Genomic DNA, 15,472 nt, shown 5'->3' with positions numbered 1-15,472 from the left:
GTAAATATTAAATAAAATAATTAAGGACAATGAATTATTATAGATTCATTGCCCTTAAAATTTTGTTTAAATCATAAAACTTGTATTTGCAATATTTTAAAATGCAACTCTATTAAATTATTTAGTTTCAAAAACTATTTTCTCATCTTTGACTTTTGCCACTACATTACTTCCCTTTTTCACATTGCCTTTTAAGATTGCCTCAGATAGCTCATCTTCCAACTCTTTTTGTAAGGCTCTTTTAAGAGGTCTCGCCCCATATTCTAAGTCAAATCCAGATTTAGAAATTAATTTAACAGCCTCATCACTCATTTCTAATTTTATATCCATTTCTTTTAGTCTGTCTTGTAGTTTTGCTGTCATTAAAAGTATTATTTTTGATATGTGATTTTCATTTAATGAATGGAAAACAATTATATCATCTATTCTGTTTAAAAACTCTGGTCTGAATCTTTGTTTTAATTCACCCATTATATTTTCTTTCATTTTTTCATATTGAGACTTTTCTTCTTCGTCTCCTTTAGCTATACTAAATCCTAAAGTTTTTTGTCTACCAATTGTAGATGCACCAACGTTTGATGTCATTATTACAATAGTATTCTTAAAATCTACAGTTCTTCCTTTTGAATCAGTTAATCTACCATCATCTAGAATTTGTAATAGAATATTAAATACATCTGGATGAGCTTTTTCTATCTCATCAAATAGGATAACTGAATATGGATTTCTTCTTACTTTTTCAGTTAATTGACCACCTTCATCGTGACCTACGTAACCTGGAGGTGAACCTATCATTCTTGACACTGCATGTTTTTCCATATATTCAGACATATCTATTCTAATTATTTGATTTTCATCTCCAAATTGTACTTCTGCCAATGCCTTAGATAATTCTGTCTTACCTACTCCTGTAGGACCTAAAAATAAAAATGAACCAATTGGTCTATTCGGGTCTTTAAGACCTGCTCTTGACCTTCTGATTGCCTTTGAGATAGATTTTACTGCTTGTTCTTGACCTATGACTCTATTGTGCAGTATTTCCTCAAGTCTTAAAAGTCTATCAGCTTCTTCTTCAAGAATTTTATTAACAGGTATTCCTGTCCATAATCCTACTACCTCAGCAATAACTTCTCCATCAACTAAATCTGAATGCTTAGATGACTTATTCCATCTTTGTCTAACATCTTCTAATTGTTTTTTAAGCAGACCTTGTTCATCTCTTATTTTTGCTGCTTTCTCAAAGTCTTGACATCTTACTGCTTCTTCTTTTTCTTTATCTATATTTTCTATTTCTAATTCTAATTTTTTTATTTCTGAAGGAGGTGTATTTTCTTTTAATCTTACTTTTGATGCAGCTTCATCAATCAAGTCTATAGCTTTATCTGGCAAATATCTGTCTGATATATATCTAGTTGATAATTCTACAGCTGCCTTTATAGCGTCATCAGTTATTTTAACTTTATGATGAGCTTCATATTTATCTCTCAAGCCTTCTAATATTTTTATTGAGTCTTCTTTAGTTGGCTCATCCACCATAACTGGTTGGAATCTTCTTTCTAGGGCAGAATCTTTTTCAACATGCTTTCTATATTCATCAATCGTTGTTGCACCTATAACTTGTATTTCTCCTCTTGCTAAGGCTGGTTTTAATATATTTGATGCATCTATAGAACCTTCTCCTGTAGACCCAGCTCCTATTATTGTATGCATTTCATCTATAAATAAAATTATATTTCCATTTTTAACAACTTCATCTACAACCTCTTTAATTCTCTCTTCAAATTCTCCTCTATACTTAGCCCCAGCTAATAATGAACCCATCTCTAAAGAATATAAAGTTTTGTTTTTTAATGTTTCTGGAACATTTCCTAAGGCTATATTTGTTGCCAGACCTTCAGCTATAGCTGTTTTACCTACTCCTGGGTCTCCTATCAAGACTGGATTGTTTTTAGTCCTTCTACTTAATATTTGTATTACTCTTTGTATTTCTTTTTCTCTACCTATTACAGGGTCTATTTTATTCTGCTTTGCATATAGTGTAAGATTTCTTCCATATTTATCAAGCACTTTAGATTCTGCTTGATTCTGGTTGCCCGTGTAACTATTTTCTGCTTTGTATTGATTTTTATCACTAATACCCATCATATCAATTGTTAATTGGGCTAGAGTCCTATCATTTACTCCAGCATAATTTAAAATCTTATTAGCTATTCCTTCACCTTCTTGAATAATTGCTAACAATATATGCTCAGTCCCAATATAATTTGTTTTCAACTTATTTGCAAACATACCTGATAATTCAAGTATTTGTTTACTTCTTGGGCTTAGTACTATCTCTTCTGAGATTTCTTCTCCCTTACCTTCCATATCAACTATTTTTCCTTCTAAATAAGCTTCTGTAAATCCAACTTTACTTAGAACTTTAGAAGCTATACCTTCTTCTTCTCTTAAAAGACCTAAAAGTATATGTTCACTTCCAACAATATTGTGTCCTAAACTTTTAGCAGATTCAAACGCTAAATCAATTGCCTTCTTAGCTCTTTGTGTAAATCTATTGAAGTTCACAATTCATCCCTCCTCTTAATTTTTCCAAAGTTTCTCTAATGTATGTTGCTCTATTTATATCTCTATCCTCAACATCATCACTCTTATACATTATTGACTGATGTGCTGGTTGTATACCTATCATAAGTTGTTCTATAGCCCTTAAATCTAGTTTATCTATATAGTTCATTTCTATTCCCATTTTTATATTAGATAGATGACTCATTGCTTCTGCACTACTCATTACTCTTGAGTTTTCAAGTGTCCCTATTGACCTAAATATTTTATCTTCTAGTTTTATACCTAAATTTTTTTGCAATATTTCTCTAGCTTTTATTTCTTTTGAAATTGCATCTTTTGCAAGTCCACTTACATTTTCTATAATATTAGACTCTGTTCTTCCAAGTGTAAGTTGATTAGATATTTGATATATATTTCCTAATGCTTCTGTTCGTTCTCCATATATACCTCGGATTGCTATACCTATTTGTGATGAAATTTTATAAAGTTCATCCATATAACCTAGCTGACTTAATGCTGGCAAATGCATCATTACGGAAGCCCTCATTCCTGTTCCTGTATTAGTTGGACAAGATGTTAGATAACCTACCTTTGTACTAAATGCATATTCTAAACTTGACTCTAACAAATCATCTATTTCATTTGCTATACTATATGCATATTCTAAATTCAAATCATCACATATTGTTTGTATTCTTATATGGTCTTCTTCATTTATCATTATACTTACAGTTTTATCTTTTTTCACTATAACTGCACTTTTATCATTTTCTGCTAAATCTGGGCTTATTATATGTTCTTCAACCATAAGCATTTTTTTAGATTGGTCTAAATCTTCAATTTTATAGAAATCAAATTCTTCTTTTTGTTCTAAACTAGAACTCATAAATGCATTTTTTACTTTTTCTATTATTTCCATAGCACATTCTTTATCTAATCTATTTGGAAAAGGATAATTATTTAAATTTCTAGCTAACCTAACTCTTGATTTCATGACTATGTTCTCTTTCATAATATCACTCCAATCTTAGTCAATAGAACCTTTTAAATATTTAATTTTGTCTCTAAATTGAACAGCTAATTCATACTCTTCATTTTTTATAGCTCTATCTAAATCTTCTTTTAGTTCTTTAATCTCATTTTCCACACTTATCTTATAAAAAGATTTTTTAGGTGCTTTGCCTGTATGTTCTATATGCCCATGTATATTTTGAAGCATTGGATTTACTTGACTACTAAATGCATTGTAACATTCATTACATCCAAATCTTCCATTGTTCTTAAATTCACTATATGTCATATTACATTTAGGGCAAACTAACTTTTCTTCAAGTTCTTTTTTAGGCTGAAAACCTAAATTAGAAAATATATCCATCATTGAAAAAGGCATATCTAAATTAAAATTCATTTCTGTATTCCCTTTTGCACATTCACTACATAGATACATCTCAGTCTTTTCTCCATTGACTATCTTATTGTAATATACAGATGCTTTATTCTTATTGCATTTTTGACATAGCATAAATTATCACCCCTCTATACTAAATAATCCTATTATTATATTCTTTAAAATGTTAGACCTTACCTTCTCCTTTAATTCATAGATTGGCATACATAATGATTTATCATCTATTGCATATAATATTAATTTTAATTCTTTTTCACTAATTAAACCTGACTCTCTTAAACCTTGTAATAACTCTTTTGCTTTCTTATATGATATTTGACTTCCTATTTTTTCATTTAATAGTTCTCTAATATGCCCATCTTTACTTTTTCGTATTTTTTCTATTTGAACATATCCTCCGCCACCTTTTTTACTTTCAATATAATATCCTTTATCTATTGTAAATCTTGTTGTTAAGACATAATTTATTTGTGATGGTGCACAACTAAACAAGTTTGCTAGTTCATTTCTTTGAATTTGTATGCTATTGTCTTCTTCCATCAAATCTTTAATAAATTTTTCAATTATATCTGTCATAGTTGCCATTAATCTCACCACACACCTTTTTATTTTTGACTTTCTTTGACTATTATTTTACACCTATTATTTAAATTTTTAAAGCCCTAAATTGCATAAATTTAAATTTTTTATAGTAACTTATATATGAATCTATTTTTTCATTAATTATGAGTTTTTATTTATTATGTTTATGATAACTAAACACTAAAGTTTTTGCTTCATGATTAGATTTCAATATTTTAAACATTTTATATTTTAGATATACCTTCTCATCTTTATTATTAAACATTTTGAAAAAAATAATAAAAAAATACTTTCTTTTTATTAAAACGTTTAAGAAAGTATTTTTTATTTTTTTATCCATTAAAAATATATAAAAACTAGGTATATGTTTACTTCAAATAAACTTATACCTAGTTCAAATCCTAAAAATATTTTTAATATTGTCTATTAATTGTTTATTATTCTATTTTATTTATTCTTGTTTATTACTTTGCAGTAGCTAACCCAATTATTTTTTCTGCAAATTGTGATGGAACCTCTCCATATCTCTCTAGTTCCATTTCAAAGTATCCTCTACCTTGTGTCATTGCTCTTAAATCTATTGCATATTTAAATGTCTCTGCCTGTGGAGCTTCTGCAAATATTATTTGTTTACCTTTGTTATCTGGTTCCATTCCAAATATTTTTCCTCTTCTCTTATTTATATCACCCATAACATCTCCCATATATTCTTCTGGAACAGTTATTTTAAGTTTCATTATAGGTTCTAGTAGTATTGGGTGTGCTTCTTCCATACCTTTTTTAAAGGCTGCACTTGCTGCCATCTTAAAGGCCATTTCAGAAGAGTCTACATCATGGTATGAACCATCGTAAAGTGTAGCTTTTATATTTGTAACTGGATAACCTGCTAATATACCTTTTTGCATGGAATCTTTTAGACCTTTTTCAACTGCTGGTATATATTGTTTTGGTACAGAACCTCCAAATATTTCTTCTGTAAATTCAAAATCAGATTCACATCTTTCAAATCTTATTTTTACATCTCCATATTGACCATGACCACCTGATTGTTTTTTATGTTTTCCTTGCACATCAGCTGTCCCTTTTATAGTTTCTCTATAAGGAACTTTAAGGTCATTCAATTCAACATCAACACCAAATTTATCTTTCATTTTATTTTTAATTGTTTTTATATGAAGTTCTCCTTGACCTCCTAAAAGGGCTTGCTTTGTCTCTGTATTTCTATACCAATGTAATGTAGGGTCCTCTTCTACCAGTTTATTTAATACAGATGCTACTTTTTCTTCATCCCCTTTATTCTTAGGAGTTACTGCATAATATATTTGTGGTTTAGGAAAATCTATCTTTTCTAAAACTTTTGCATCTTTATCTGCAGATATAGTGTCTCCTGTTTTTAGAGAATTAACTTTAGTTATAACTACTATATCACCAGCTTTAGCTTTTTCTATTTCTACTAATTCACTATTTCTCAATGTATATATATTAGCTATTTTTTCTTTTACATTTTTATTTATACTAAAAATATCTTTATCCTTAGAAAGTACACCCTCAGTAATTTTTATATATGACATCTTTCCAACAAATGGGTCAACCATAGTTTTAAATACTAATCCCCTAAATGGTTTGCTTTCCTCTGTAAAGATAGGTTCTAAATAACTTGATATTGTATCTAATATTTCCTTTGTACCTATATTATTTATAGTTGAACCACATATTACAGGTATAATATCACCTCTTTGTATACCTATAATAATACCTTTTTGTATCTCTTCTGTAGTTAATTCTTCACCATTAAAATATTTATCTAATATTTGGTCATCAGTTTCTGCTATAAGCTCCATTAATGCCTCTTTAACACTCATAGCTTGTTCCTTGAACTCACCTTCTAAATCATCTATGTTTTCAAATACATTATGCAACTTTACAAAGTTTTTATCTTTGTATATAGGACTTATCATAGGAACTATCTTATTATTGTATTTTTCTCTTAACATTGCTATTGCATCTTTATATCTTGCTTTTTCATTATCTATTTTATTTATAAACATTATCTTAGGAATACTCTCAGTTAGTTCTAATGATTTCTCTGTACCAACTTGAATAGGTGCTGTTGCATCTATTACTATTATTGCTGCATCACTTGCTCTAAGAGATGACACAACGTCTCCGCTAAAGTCAAAATATCCTGGGGTATCCAATAAGTTAAACTTATAATCATTATACTCTATAGGTATTAATCCCATGCTATAAGTCATATTTACCTTGTCTGTTAATTTAGGTATCTTATTAGTGTTTGCTGTGTAAGCTATAGTTTCGATTAGATTTGTTTTTCCACATCCGCTATGTCCTAATACCGCTACATTTCTCAACATTTTACTATCATAAACCTTCATATAAGCACCCACCTTTTAAATTTATGTATTTTCTCTTAGCTGTTATTTCCTAAGAAATATTATGGAAAATATTTACTATATTTAGAATTTTTAGATAACATTTTCCTTACTAACTTTATTTCTACATATGGAGGTGATTGTCCTCTTTTTTTTAACAAATATTTAATTTAAATAAATAAAAACACTCTGAAACATTTTTTATTAAACATTTCAGAGTGTTTTTTTAATTATCTTAATTAAATTACTTCATTATCATTAATAATTGTTTATCTTCAACCATATCATCTTCTTTTACTTTGATTGACTTAATTACTCCATCAGTCTTAGCAACTATTATAGTTTCCATCTTCATAGCCTCTATAACTATTAATGGTTGATTTGCTTTTACTTCATCCTCTTCTTTAACCATTATTTTTATAACTTTTCCTGGAATACTTGCTCCAATTTGAAGGGGGTCATTCATATCAGCCTTTTCAACATTATTAATTTTTCCAGAGAAGTTCTTATCTTTTATCTCTACTTCTCTAACCATTCCATTTAACTCAAATCCTATAGTTCTAAATCCATTTTCCTTAACTTCACCGATTTCAACTAATCTTATTGTTAATACTTTACCTTCTTCTATTTCTACTTCACATTCTTCATTTTTATTTAATCCATAGAAGAATACATCACTTTCAAGTTTAGATATATCATTATAGTGTTGTAAATGTTTGATATAATCTTCATATACTTTTGGATATAAAGCATAACTTATAACATTTCTTATATTAGCATTTATATCATATTTTTCATTTAGATATTTAGCTATTTCATCAAAATCTTCTGCTGGTAATAATGAACCTGGTCTTACTGTAATAGCTTCTTCACCTTTTAAAACTACCTCTTGTAAATCTTTTGGTATTCCACCTTCTGGTTGACCAATCATACCTTTACAGTAGTCCACAACAGAGTCTGGGAATGATAAGTTTTTACCTTCTTCTATTATATTGTCTTTATCTAATTTATTTTTAGTCATAAAGATAGCTAAATCTCCTACAACTTTTGAAGATGGAGTTACTTTTATTATATCTCCTACAACTTCATTAGCTTCTTTATATTTTTCTTTAACTTCATCAAATCTATTAACTAATCCTAAACTATCAGCTTGAGGTTTTAGGTTTGTATATTGACCTCCTGGTATTTCAAAATTGTATATTTCTGCACAAGAATTAGTTAAATCACTTTCAAATTTATTATAAACTTTTCTTAAATCCTTATAATATTTTCCTAACTCATCATATCCAAATAAATCTATACATGTGTCTCTTTCTGTATTCTTAAGAGCCTCTACTATAGCATTAAGTGATGGTTGACTTGTAAGTCCTGCCATAGATTCTAGTGCAGCATCAATTATGTCTACACCAGCTTCTGATGCCATTAAACAAGTTGCTACACCATTTCCACTTGTATCATGAGTGTGTAAATGTATTGGTGCTTTTACATTTTTCTTTAACTCTTTAACTAGTGTATAAGCTGAATATGGTTTAAGAAGCCCTGACATATCTTTTATTGCTATTATATCGGCTCCTAAACTTTCTAGTTCTTGTGCCATTTTAATATAATATTCCAGATTATATTTAGTTTTAGTCTTATCTAGTATATCACCTGTGTAACACATAGTTGCTTCAACAATTTTTCCAGTTTCTAAAGCTGTATTAATAGATGGTTTCATATTTTCAACCCAGTTTAATGAGTCAAATATTCTAAATACATCTATACCTTGTCTAGCAGATTCTTTTGTAAATTCTTCTATTACATTATCTGGATAGTTTTTATATCCAACTCCATTTGATGCTCTAAGTAACATTTGGAACATTATACTTGGTATTTCTTCTCTTAGTTTTTGCAATCTACGCCAAGGAGATTCTTTTAAAAATCTATATGCAACATCATAAGTAGCTCCACCCCACATTTCAAGTGAGAATAAATCCTTTTGATATTTTTCTGTTGGCTTAGCTGCTTTTAATAAGTCATATGTTCTTATTCTTGTTGCTAATAATGATTGATGTGCATCTCTCATTGTTGTATCTGTTAATAATAATTTCTTATCATTTTTTATCTTTTCTATATACGCAGATTTACCTAACTTATCAAAAAGTATTTTACTTCCTTCTGCCTTTGAACCATCCTTATCCATTCTTGGGTCATGTAATGCGTCAAATAATGGCTTTTCTTTACAAGCATTATCATTTACAATTACATCACCTATGAACTGAAGTAATTTTGTTCCTCTATCTTTACTTTCTGTTATTTTAAATAAATCTGGATTTTCATCTATAAATTTAGTACTACATTTACCATTTGAAAATATAGGATTATTTAAAACATTAACTAAGAATCCTACATTAGTTTTAACACCTCTAACTCTAAGTTCTTTTATAGATCTTATAGTTTTATTTATTGCTCCTTGGAATGTTCTATCCCAAGATATTGTTTTAACTAATAAACTATCATAGTGAGGACTTATGTTTGCTCCTGTAAATCCATTTCCTCCATCTAGCCTTATACCAAACCCTGAACCAGTTCTATAAACTTGAATTTTACCTGTATCAGGCATGAATTTATTCTTAGGGTCTTCTGTAGTTATTCTACATTGGATAGAGTATCCTCTTATTTCCACATCATCTTGTGATTTTATATTGATTTCTTCACTATCTAAGCTGTATCCTTGGGCTATTAGTATTTGGCTTTGAACTATATCTATTCCTGTAACCATCTCTGTTACAGTATGTTCAACCTGTACTCTTGTGTTCATTTCTATAAAGTAATGTCCACCATTTGCATCTACTAAGAATTCTAATGTTCCGGCATTAGAATAACCCACATGCTTTGATAACTTAACTGCATCCTCGCATATTTCTTTTCTTACTTCATCATCTAGTGAAAAAGCTGGTGCATATTCTATTATTTTTTGGTGTCTCCTTTGAACAGAACAATCTCTCTCATATAAGTGAACTATATTTCCATAGTTATCTCCTAATATTTGAACTTCTATATGTTTTGGATCAGCTATATATTTTTCTATAAATATGATATCTTCTCCAAAAGCTTTTCTTGATTCACTACAAGCAGTTTCATATTCAAGCTCTAAGTCTTCTTCGCAGTGTACAATTCTCATACCTCTACCGCCACCACCATTAGATGCTTTTATCATAACAGGATATCCTATTTTGTTTGCAACTTCTTTGGCTTCCTCAGTACTTCTTATTGCTTTTTCTACTCCTGGTATAGTTTGAACATTAACTTCTTTTGCGATTTTTTTAGAATTTATCTTATCCCCCATCATATTCATTACTTTAGATGATGGTCCTATAAAAGTAATTCCATTCTCTTCACACTTACGAGCAAATTCTGCATTCTCTGCTAAAAAACCATATCCCGGATGTATAGCATCAACTTTTTTTCTCTTTGCTAAATCTATTATTCCATCCATATCTAGATATGCATCTATTGGCCCTTTACCTTCTCCTATCAAATATGATTCATCTGCTTTTGTTCTAAATAATCCATATTTATCTTCTTTACTGTATATACCAACACTTTTTATTCCCAATTCTGAACAGGCTCTAAATATCCTTATAGCTATTTCGCCTCTGTTAGCTACTAGTATTTTATTAAACTTTTTAAGCATACTCTATTCTTCTCCTTTATTGTTTGTGTAATATTAAAGATTATAGACTAAAATACTTTATTTTTGAAGATGTTTAAGAAAGTTCCTTAATTAATAAGATAAATTTATAAATATAAGTAATTTTTAGACTGTGTAAACTCAATTTACCTCACTAAAATTAAGGCATTTTTTATGGAATTTCAGATGAATTTATGTGAAAATTTCTACAATTGACCTAATTTTATACTATTTTTTTCTATGTTTACATAATTATTTACATCTTTACGTAAGATTTTATATATTTTTTTAATATAGTTCATATCTATTCATATTCTAATCTATTTGTCTAGATAGCCTCTTTACTACATCAGAAAGTTTTAAATGACCTAAATCTGCATATGCTACAGCTAGTATTATTTTTATAACTCCATCTACTTCATCTAATTTATATGCTCTAGCATTTATTATTGTGTATTTTGGCATAAGTTCTTCTAAATCCAACGCAAGTTCATCAGATAAAGTCATATATTCATCAAATTTCTCCTCATCAGATAAACTAACAGAATCATATTGCTCATTTATAAGAGCATCTAAGTAGTTTAAATCTATGCTTAGTTGATATGCTATTACATCTTCTCTTTTTGTGCTTTTACTTAAATCCTTTTCGACTTTAAATTTACTATTTTTATCTATAGTTGTTTTGAGTTCTTCACTATCAATTATTTCATTTCCTATTACTATATACAAGTTTCTTACCTCCTAAATATAAAAACTTTTTCAATCAAAAATAAAACCTCTAGTAAAATTACTAGAGGTTTGCACTGGTGGGATTAACAGGGCTCGAACCTGTGACCCCCTGCTTGTAAGGCAGGTGCTCTCCCAGCTGAGCTATAATCCCTCGATATTTATATGGTGCGCCCAAAGGGACTCGAACCCCTAACCTTCTGATTCGTAGTCAGACACTCTATCCAGTTGAGCTATGAGCGCATTTTATTGGAGGCGACACCCAGATTCGAACTGGGGATCAAGGAGTTGCAGTCCACTGCCTTACCACTTGGCTATGTCGCCGCCTTTTTGGTGATCTATCCGCGACTCGAACGCGGGACACCCTGATTAAAAGTCAGGTGCTCTACCGACTGAGCTAATAGACCATGCTATTTGGGGTGGATAATGAGAGTCGAACTCACGACCTCCAGAGCCACAATCTGGCGCTCTAACCAACTGAGCTATACCCACCTTATATTTATAATCTAATGTGGTGGGCCATCAGGGACTCGAACCCCAGACCTACCGGTTATGAGCCGGGCGCTCTAACCAACTGAGCTAATGGCCCACATTAAATTTTAGTAGCGGTAATAGGAGTCGAACCTATGACCTCTCGGGTATGAACCGAACGCTCTAGCCAACTAAGCTATACCGCCATATTCTGGTGCCCAGAGGCGGAATCGAACCACCGACACGGGGATTTTCAGTCCCCTGCTCTACCGACTGAGCTATCTGGGCATTTGGCGGAGAGGGTGGGATTCGAACCCACGGCCCCTTTCGAAGTCACTGGTTTTCAAGACCAGCTCCTTAAACCACTCGGACACCTCTCCATTGGTGATCTATCCGCGACTCGAACGCGGGACACCCTGATTAAAAGTCAAGTGCTCTACCGACTGAGCTAATAGACCATACTATTTGGCTGGGGATGCAGGACTCGAACCTACGCATACATGAGTCAAAGTCATGTGCCTTACCGACTTGGCTAATCCCCAATATATGTGTGGTGAGCGCACAGGGATTCGAACCCCGGACACACGCCTTAGAAGGGCGTTGCTCTATCCAGCTGAGCTATGCACCCACATTACCAGTATAAACATAAAATTTGGAGCGGGAAACGAGATTCGAACTCGCGACTTCAACCTTGGCAAGGTTGCGCTCTACCACTGAACTATTCCCGCTCGTTTATTAAATTAAATAAAAATGGTGCGGATGAAGGGAGTCGAACCCCCACGCCAATGGCGCTAGATCCTAAGTCTAGTGCGTCTGCCAATTCCGCCACATCCGCGCATTTTTTGGTGGAGGATGGTGGATTCGAACCACCGAAGTCGATGACAACAGATTTACAGTCTGCCCCCTTTGGCCGCTCGGGAAATCCTCCGTATTAACTTTACATGGAGCTGGTGATAGGAATCGAACCTACAACCTGCTGATTACAAGTCAGCTGCTCTACCGTTGAGCCACACCAGCATTTTATTTTGGCGACCTGGAAGGGGCTCGAACCCTCGACCTCCAGCGTGACAGGCTGGCATTCTAACCAACTGAACTACCAGGCCGCAAATGGTGGGACCAACAGGGCTCGAACCTGTGACCCCCTGCTTGTAAGGCAGGTGCTCTCCCAGCTGAGCTATGGTCCCATCTTTGGAGCGGGTGAAGGGGATCGAACCCTCACAGCTGGCTTGGAAGGCCAGAACTCTACCATTGAGCTACACCCGCATATTTAATTGGTGACTCGTAGGGGAATTGAACCCCTGTTACCGCCGTGAAAGGGCGGTGTCTTAACCTCTTGACCAACGAGCCATTTTAATGGTTGCGGAGGCAGGACTTGAACCTACGACCTTCGGGTTATGAGCCCGACGAGCTGCCAACTGCTCCACTCCGCGATATTGTTTTATAAGTGCCGAAGACCGGAATCGAACCGGTACGAGAGGTAAGTCCCGCAGGATTTTAAGTCCTGTGCGTCTGCCAGTTCCGCCACTTCGGCTTTTTTTGGCTCCAAGGGTGGGGCTCGAACCCACAGCCTACCGGTTAACAGCCGGTTGCTCCACCGTTGAGCTACCTTGGAATATATTGGAGGCGACACCCAGATTCGAACTGGGGATCAAGGAGTTGCAGTCCACTGCCTTACCACTTGGCTATGTCGCCACCTTTTTGGTGATCTATCCGCGACTCGAACGCGGGACACCCTGATTAAAAGTCAGGTGCTCTACCGACTGAGCTAATAGACCATGCTATTTGGGGTGGATAATGAGAGTCGAACTCACGACCTCCAGAGCCACAATCTGGCGCTCTAACCAACTGAGCTATACCCACCTTATATTGGTCGAGGTGAAGGGACTCGAACCCCCGGCCCCATGGTCCCAAACCATGTGCGCTACCAAACTGCGCTACACCTCGAATTTTTATTAATTAATTTAATGTGGTGGGCCATCAGGGACTCGAACCCCAGACCTACCGGTTATGAGCCGGGCGCTCTAACCAACTGAGCTAATGGCCCACATTAAATTTTAGTAGCGGTAATAGGAGTCGAACCTATGACCTCTCGGGTATGAACCGAACGCTCTAGCCAACTAAGCTATACCGCCATATTCTGGTGCCCAGAGGCGGAATCGAACCACCGACACGGGGATTTTCAGTCCCCTGCTCTACCGACTGAGCTATCTGGGCATCTGGCGGAGAGGGTGGGATTCGAACCCACGGCCCCTTTCGAAGTCACTGGTTTTCAAGACCAGCTCCTTAAACCACTCGGACACCTCTCCACATTCAAATACTTAAACTTACGCTAAAATCATACTTAACTATATTCAAAATACAAACAATTTAAATATAGCTTAATAAATATATTACTTGGCTGGGGATGCAGGACTCGAACCTACGCATACATGAGTCAAAGTCATGTGCCTTACCGACTTGGCTAATCCCCAATATATATGTGGTGAGCGCACAGGGATTCGAACCCCGGACACACGCCTTAGAAGGGCGTTGCTCTATCCAGCTGAGCTATGCACCCACAATTATATGCATATAAATCAAATATAAATGGTGCGGATGAAGGGAGTCGAACCCCCACGCCAATGGCGCTAGATCCTAAGTCTAGTGCGTCTGCCAATTCCGCCACATCCGCGCATTTTTTGGTGGAGGATGGTGGATTCGAACCACCGAAGTCGATGACAACAGATTTACAGTCTGCCCCCTTTGGCCGCTCGGGAAATCCTCCGTATTAACTTTACATGGAGCTGGTGATAGGAATCGAACCTACAACCTGCTGATTACAAGTCAGCTGCTCTACCGTTGAGCCACACCAGCATTTTATTTTGGCGACCTGGAAGGGGCTCGAACCCTCGACCTCCAGCGTGACAGGCTGGCATTCTAACCAACTGAACTACCAGGCCGCAAATGGTGGGACCAACAGGGCTCGAACCTGTGACCCCCTGCTTGTAAGGCAGGTGCTCTCCCAGCTGAGCTATGGTCCCATCTTTGGAGCGGGTGAAGGGGATCGAACCCTCACAGCTGGCTTGGAAGGCCAGAACTCTACCATTGAGCTACACCCGCATATTTAATTGGTGACTCGTAGGGGAATTGAACCCCTGTTACCGCCGTGAAAGGGCGGTGTCTTAACCTCTTGACCAACGAGCCATTTTAATGGTTGCGGAGGCAGGACTTGAACCTACGACCTTCGGGTTATGAGCCCGACGAGCTGCCAACTGCTCCACTCCGCGATATTATTTTATAAGTGCCGAAGACCGGAATCGAACCGGTACGAGAGGTAAGTCCCGCAGGATTTTAAGTCCTGTGCGTCTGCCAGTTCCGCCACTTCGGCTTTTTTGGCTCCAAGGGTGGGGCTCGAACCCACAGCCTACCGGTTAACAGCCGGTTGCTCCACCATTGAGCTACCTTGGAATATCCACGTGGCTACGTCCTACTCTCCCAGGCAGTTTCCCACCAAGTACCATCAGCGCTAAAGGGCTTAACTTCTGTGTTCGGAATGGAAACAGGTGTATCCTCTTTGCTATTATAACCACATATTGCCTATTTATAAGATAAGTATTATATTAACATCTTTATTTTTAAATGTCAATAGTTTTAAAGTACTAAATAATAATTGTTTTT

At 34.5% G+C, this 15,472-nt stretch carries 7 protein-coding genes, 43 tRNA genes and 1 rRNA gene; all 51 read right to left on the bottom strand.

What is annotated here, in order from left to right:
- Positions 1–117 precede the first annotated feature (117 nt).
- Complete coding sequence (locus JJC02_00440; GenBank protein ID UDN54740.1) at positions 118–2,565, bottom strand: ATP-dependent Clp protease ATP-binding subunit; 2,448 nt, start codon at positions 2,563–2,565, stop codon at positions 118–120.
- Positions 2,552–3,577 (bottom strand): protein arginine kinase, encoded by a 1,026-nt coding sequence (locus tag JJC02_00435; GenBank protein ID UDN54739.1) that lies wholly within the window; start codon positions 3,575–3,577, stop codon positions 2,552–2,554. The genes JJC02_00440 and JJC02_00435 overlap by 14 nt, the downstream gene beginning before the upstream one ends.
- Before the next feature lie 15 nt (positions 3,578–3,592).
- Positions 3,593–4,087 carry a UvrB/UvrC motif-containing protein gene (locus JJC02_00430; GenBank protein ID UDN54738.1) on the bottom strand — a complete coding sequence of 165 codons (495 nt, stop codon included), beginning with the start codon at positions 4,085–4,087 and terminating at the stop codon, positions 3,593–3,595.
- Positions 4,088–4,093: 6 nt separating this feature from the next.
- Positions 4,094–4,558, bottom strand: a complete 465-nt coding sequence (locus JJC02_00425) for a CtsR family transcriptional regulator (protein ID UDN54737.1) — start codon at positions 4,556–4,558, stop codon at positions 4,094–4,096.
- A gap of 461 nt (positions 4,559–5,019) precedes the next feature.
- On the bottom strand, positions 5,020–6,948 hold the full coding sequence (locus JJC02_00420) for an elongation factor G (GenBank protein ID UDN54736.1): 1,929 nt from the start codon (positions 6,946–6,948) through the stop codon (positions 5,020–5,022).
- A gap of 241 nt (positions 6,949–7,189) precedes the next feature.
- The gene (locus JJC02_00415) at positions 7,190–10,621 is read right to left on the bottom strand and encodes a pyruvate carboxylase (GenBank protein UDN54735.1); all 3,432 of its coding nucleotides are present in this window, start codon (positions 10,619–10,621) and stop codon (positions 7,190–7,192) included.
- Between the two features lie 312 nt (positions 10,622–10,933).
- A complete protein-coding gene (locus tag JJC02_00410; GenBank protein UDN54734.1) occupies positions 10,934–11,347 on the bottom strand; it encodes a hypothetical protein in 414 nt (137 codons plus the stop codon).
- 75 nt (positions 11,348–11,422) lie between these two features.
- Positions 11,423–11,498, bottom strand: a tRNA-Val gene (locus JJC02_00405).
- Positions 11,499–11,510: 12 nt separating this feature from the next.
- A tRNA-Arg gene (locus JJC02_00400) sits at positions 11,511–11,587 on the bottom strand.
- A gap of 7 nt (positions 11,588–11,594) precedes the next feature.
- Positions 11,595–11,668 (bottom strand) — tRNA-Cys (locus tag JJC02_00395).
- Between the two features lie 7 nt (positions 11,669–11,675).
- Positions 11,676–11,751, bottom strand: a tRNA-Lys gene (locus JJC02_00390).
- 8 nt (positions 11,752–11,759) lie between these two features.
- A tRNA-His gene (locus JJC02_00385) sits at positions 11,760–11,836 on the bottom strand.
- Between the two features lie 20 nt (positions 11,837–11,856).
- Positions 11,857–11,933, bottom strand: a tRNA-Ile gene (locus JJC02_00380).
- A 14-nt stretch (positions 11,934–11,947) separates the two neighbouring features.
- Positions 11,948–12,021 (bottom strand) — tRNA-Met (locus JJC02_00375).
- A gap of 6 nt (positions 12,022–12,027) precedes the next feature.
- Positions 12,028–12,103: transfer RNA gene (locus JJC02_00370), tRNA-Phe, on the bottom strand.
- Positions 12,104–12,106: 3 nt separating this feature from the next.
- Positions 12,107–12,195 (bottom strand) — tRNA-Ser (locus JJC02_00365).
- Positions 12,196–12,197: 2 nt separating this feature from the next.
- Positions 12,198–12,273, bottom strand: a tRNA-Lys gene (locus JJC02_00360).
- An 8-nt stretch (positions 12,274–12,281) separates the two neighbouring features.
- Positions 12,282–12,357 (bottom strand) — tRNA-Gln (locus JJC02_00355).
- A gap of 9 nt (positions 12,358–12,366) precedes the next feature.
- Positions 12,367–12,443 (bottom strand) — tRNA-Arg (locus JJC02_00350).
- A gap of 25 nt (positions 12,444–12,468) precedes the next feature.
- A tRNA-Gly gene (locus JJC02_00345) sits at positions 12,469–12,543 on the bottom strand.
- A gap of 23 nt (positions 12,544–12,566) precedes the next feature.
- A tRNA-Leu gene (locus JJC02_00340) sits at positions 12,567–12,650 on the bottom strand.
- A gap of 8 nt (positions 12,651–12,658) precedes the next feature.
- A tRNA-Tyr gene (locus tag JJC02_00335) sits at positions 12,659–12,743 on the bottom strand.
- 14 nt (positions 12,744–12,757) lie between these two features.
- Positions 12,758–12,832, bottom strand: a tRNA-Thr gene (locus tag JJC02_00330).
- A 9-nt stretch (positions 12,833–12,841) separates the two neighbouring features.
- A tRNA-Asp gene (locus JJC02_00325) sits at positions 12,842–12,918 on the bottom strand.
- 5 nt (positions 12,919–12,923) lie between these two features.
- Positions 12,924–12,999 (bottom strand) — tRNA-Val (locus tag JJC02_00320).
- A gap of 5 nt (positions 13,000–13,004) precedes the next feature.
- Positions 13,005–13,078, bottom strand: a tRNA-Gly gene (locus tag JJC02_00315).
- Positions 13,079–13,087: 9 nt separating this feature from the next.
- Positions 13,088–13,162 (bottom strand) — tRNA-Glu (locus JJC02_00310).
- Positions 13,163–13,169: 7 nt separating this feature from the next.
- Positions 13,170–13,245, bottom strand: a tRNA-Met gene (locus JJC02_00305).
- Positions 13,246–13,260: 15 nt separating this feature from the next.
- Positions 13,261–13,346, bottom strand: a tRNA-Leu gene (locus JJC02_00300).
- A gap of 6 nt (positions 13,347–13,352) precedes the next feature.
- A tRNA-Asn gene (locus JJC02_00295) sits at positions 13,353–13,427 on the bottom strand.
- Between the two features lie 6 nt (positions 13,428–13,433).
- Positions 13,434–13,507, bottom strand: a tRNA-Cys gene (locus JJC02_00290).
- 7 nt (positions 13,508–13,514) lie between these two features.
- Positions 13,515–13,590 (bottom strand) — tRNA-Lys (locus JJC02_00285).
- A gap of 8 nt (positions 13,591–13,598) precedes the next feature.
- A tRNA-His gene (locus JJC02_00280) sits at positions 13,599–13,675 on the bottom strand.
- A 7-nt stretch (positions 13,676–13,682) separates the two neighbouring features.
- Positions 13,683–13,759, bottom strand: a tRNA-Pro gene (locus JJC02_00275).
- A 23-nt stretch (positions 13,760–13,782) separates the two neighbouring features.
- A tRNA-Ile gene (locus JJC02_00270) sits at positions 13,783–13,859 on the bottom strand.
- Between the two features lie 14 nt (positions 13,860–13,873).
- Positions 13,874–13,947, bottom strand: a tRNA-Met gene (locus tag JJC02_00265).
- Positions 13,948–13,953: 6 nt separating this feature from the next.
- A tRNA-Phe gene (locus JJC02_00260) sits at positions 13,954–14,029 on the bottom strand.
- A 3-nt stretch (positions 14,030–14,032) separates the two neighbouring features.
- Positions 14,033–14,121: transfer RNA gene (locus JJC02_00255), tRNA-Ser, on the bottom strand.
- Positions 14,122–14,210: 89 nt separating this feature from the next.
- Positions 14,211–14,286 (bottom strand) — tRNA-Gln (locus JJC02_00250).
- Positions 14,287–14,295: 9 nt separating this feature from the next.
- Positions 14,296–14,372: transfer RNA gene (locus JJC02_00245), tRNA-Arg, on the bottom strand.
- A 30-nt stretch (positions 14,373–14,402) separates the two neighbouring features.
- Positions 14,403–14,486: transfer RNA gene (locus tag JJC02_00240), tRNA-Leu, on the bottom strand.
- Between the two features lie 8 nt (positions 14,487–14,494).
- A tRNA-Tyr gene (locus JJC02_00235) sits at positions 14,495–14,579 on the bottom strand.
- A gap of 14 nt (positions 14,580–14,593) precedes the next feature.
- Positions 14,594–14,668: transfer RNA gene (locus tag JJC02_00230), tRNA-Thr, on the bottom strand.
- A 9-nt stretch (positions 14,669–14,677) separates the two neighbouring features.
- Positions 14,678–14,754, bottom strand: a tRNA-Asp gene (locus JJC02_00225).
- Between the two features lie 5 nt (positions 14,755–14,759).
- Positions 14,760–14,835, bottom strand: a tRNA-Val gene (locus tag JJC02_00220).
- Positions 14,836–14,840: 5 nt separating this feature from the next.
- Positions 14,841–14,914, bottom strand: a tRNA-Gly gene (locus JJC02_00215).
- A 9-nt stretch (positions 14,915–14,923) separates the two neighbouring features.
- Positions 14,924–14,998, bottom strand: a tRNA-Glu gene (locus tag JJC02_00210).
- 7 nt (positions 14,999–15,005) lie between these two features.
- Positions 15,006–15,081: transfer RNA gene (locus tag JJC02_00205), tRNA-Met, on the bottom strand.
- A gap of 15 nt (positions 15,082–15,096) precedes the next feature.
- A tRNA-Leu gene (locus JJC02_00200) sits at positions 15,097–15,182 on the bottom strand.
- Positions 15,183–15,187: 5 nt separating this feature from the next.
- A tRNA-Asn gene (locus JJC02_00195) sits at positions 15,188–15,262 on the bottom strand.
- A gap of 6 nt (positions 15,263–15,268) precedes the next feature.
- Positions 15,269–15,385 (bottom strand): 5S ribosomal RNA (rrf, locus tag JJC02_00190).
- Between the last annotated feature and the right edge of the window lie 87 nt (positions 15,386–15,472).

This window comes from Clostridioides sp. ES-S-0054-01, assembly GCA_021561035.1.
Taxonomy (GTDB): domain Bacteria; phylum Bacillota; class Clostridia; order Peptostreptococcales; family Peptostreptococcaceae; genus Clostridioides.
This window is presented reverse-complemented; position numbering and strand designations above follow the sequence as displayed.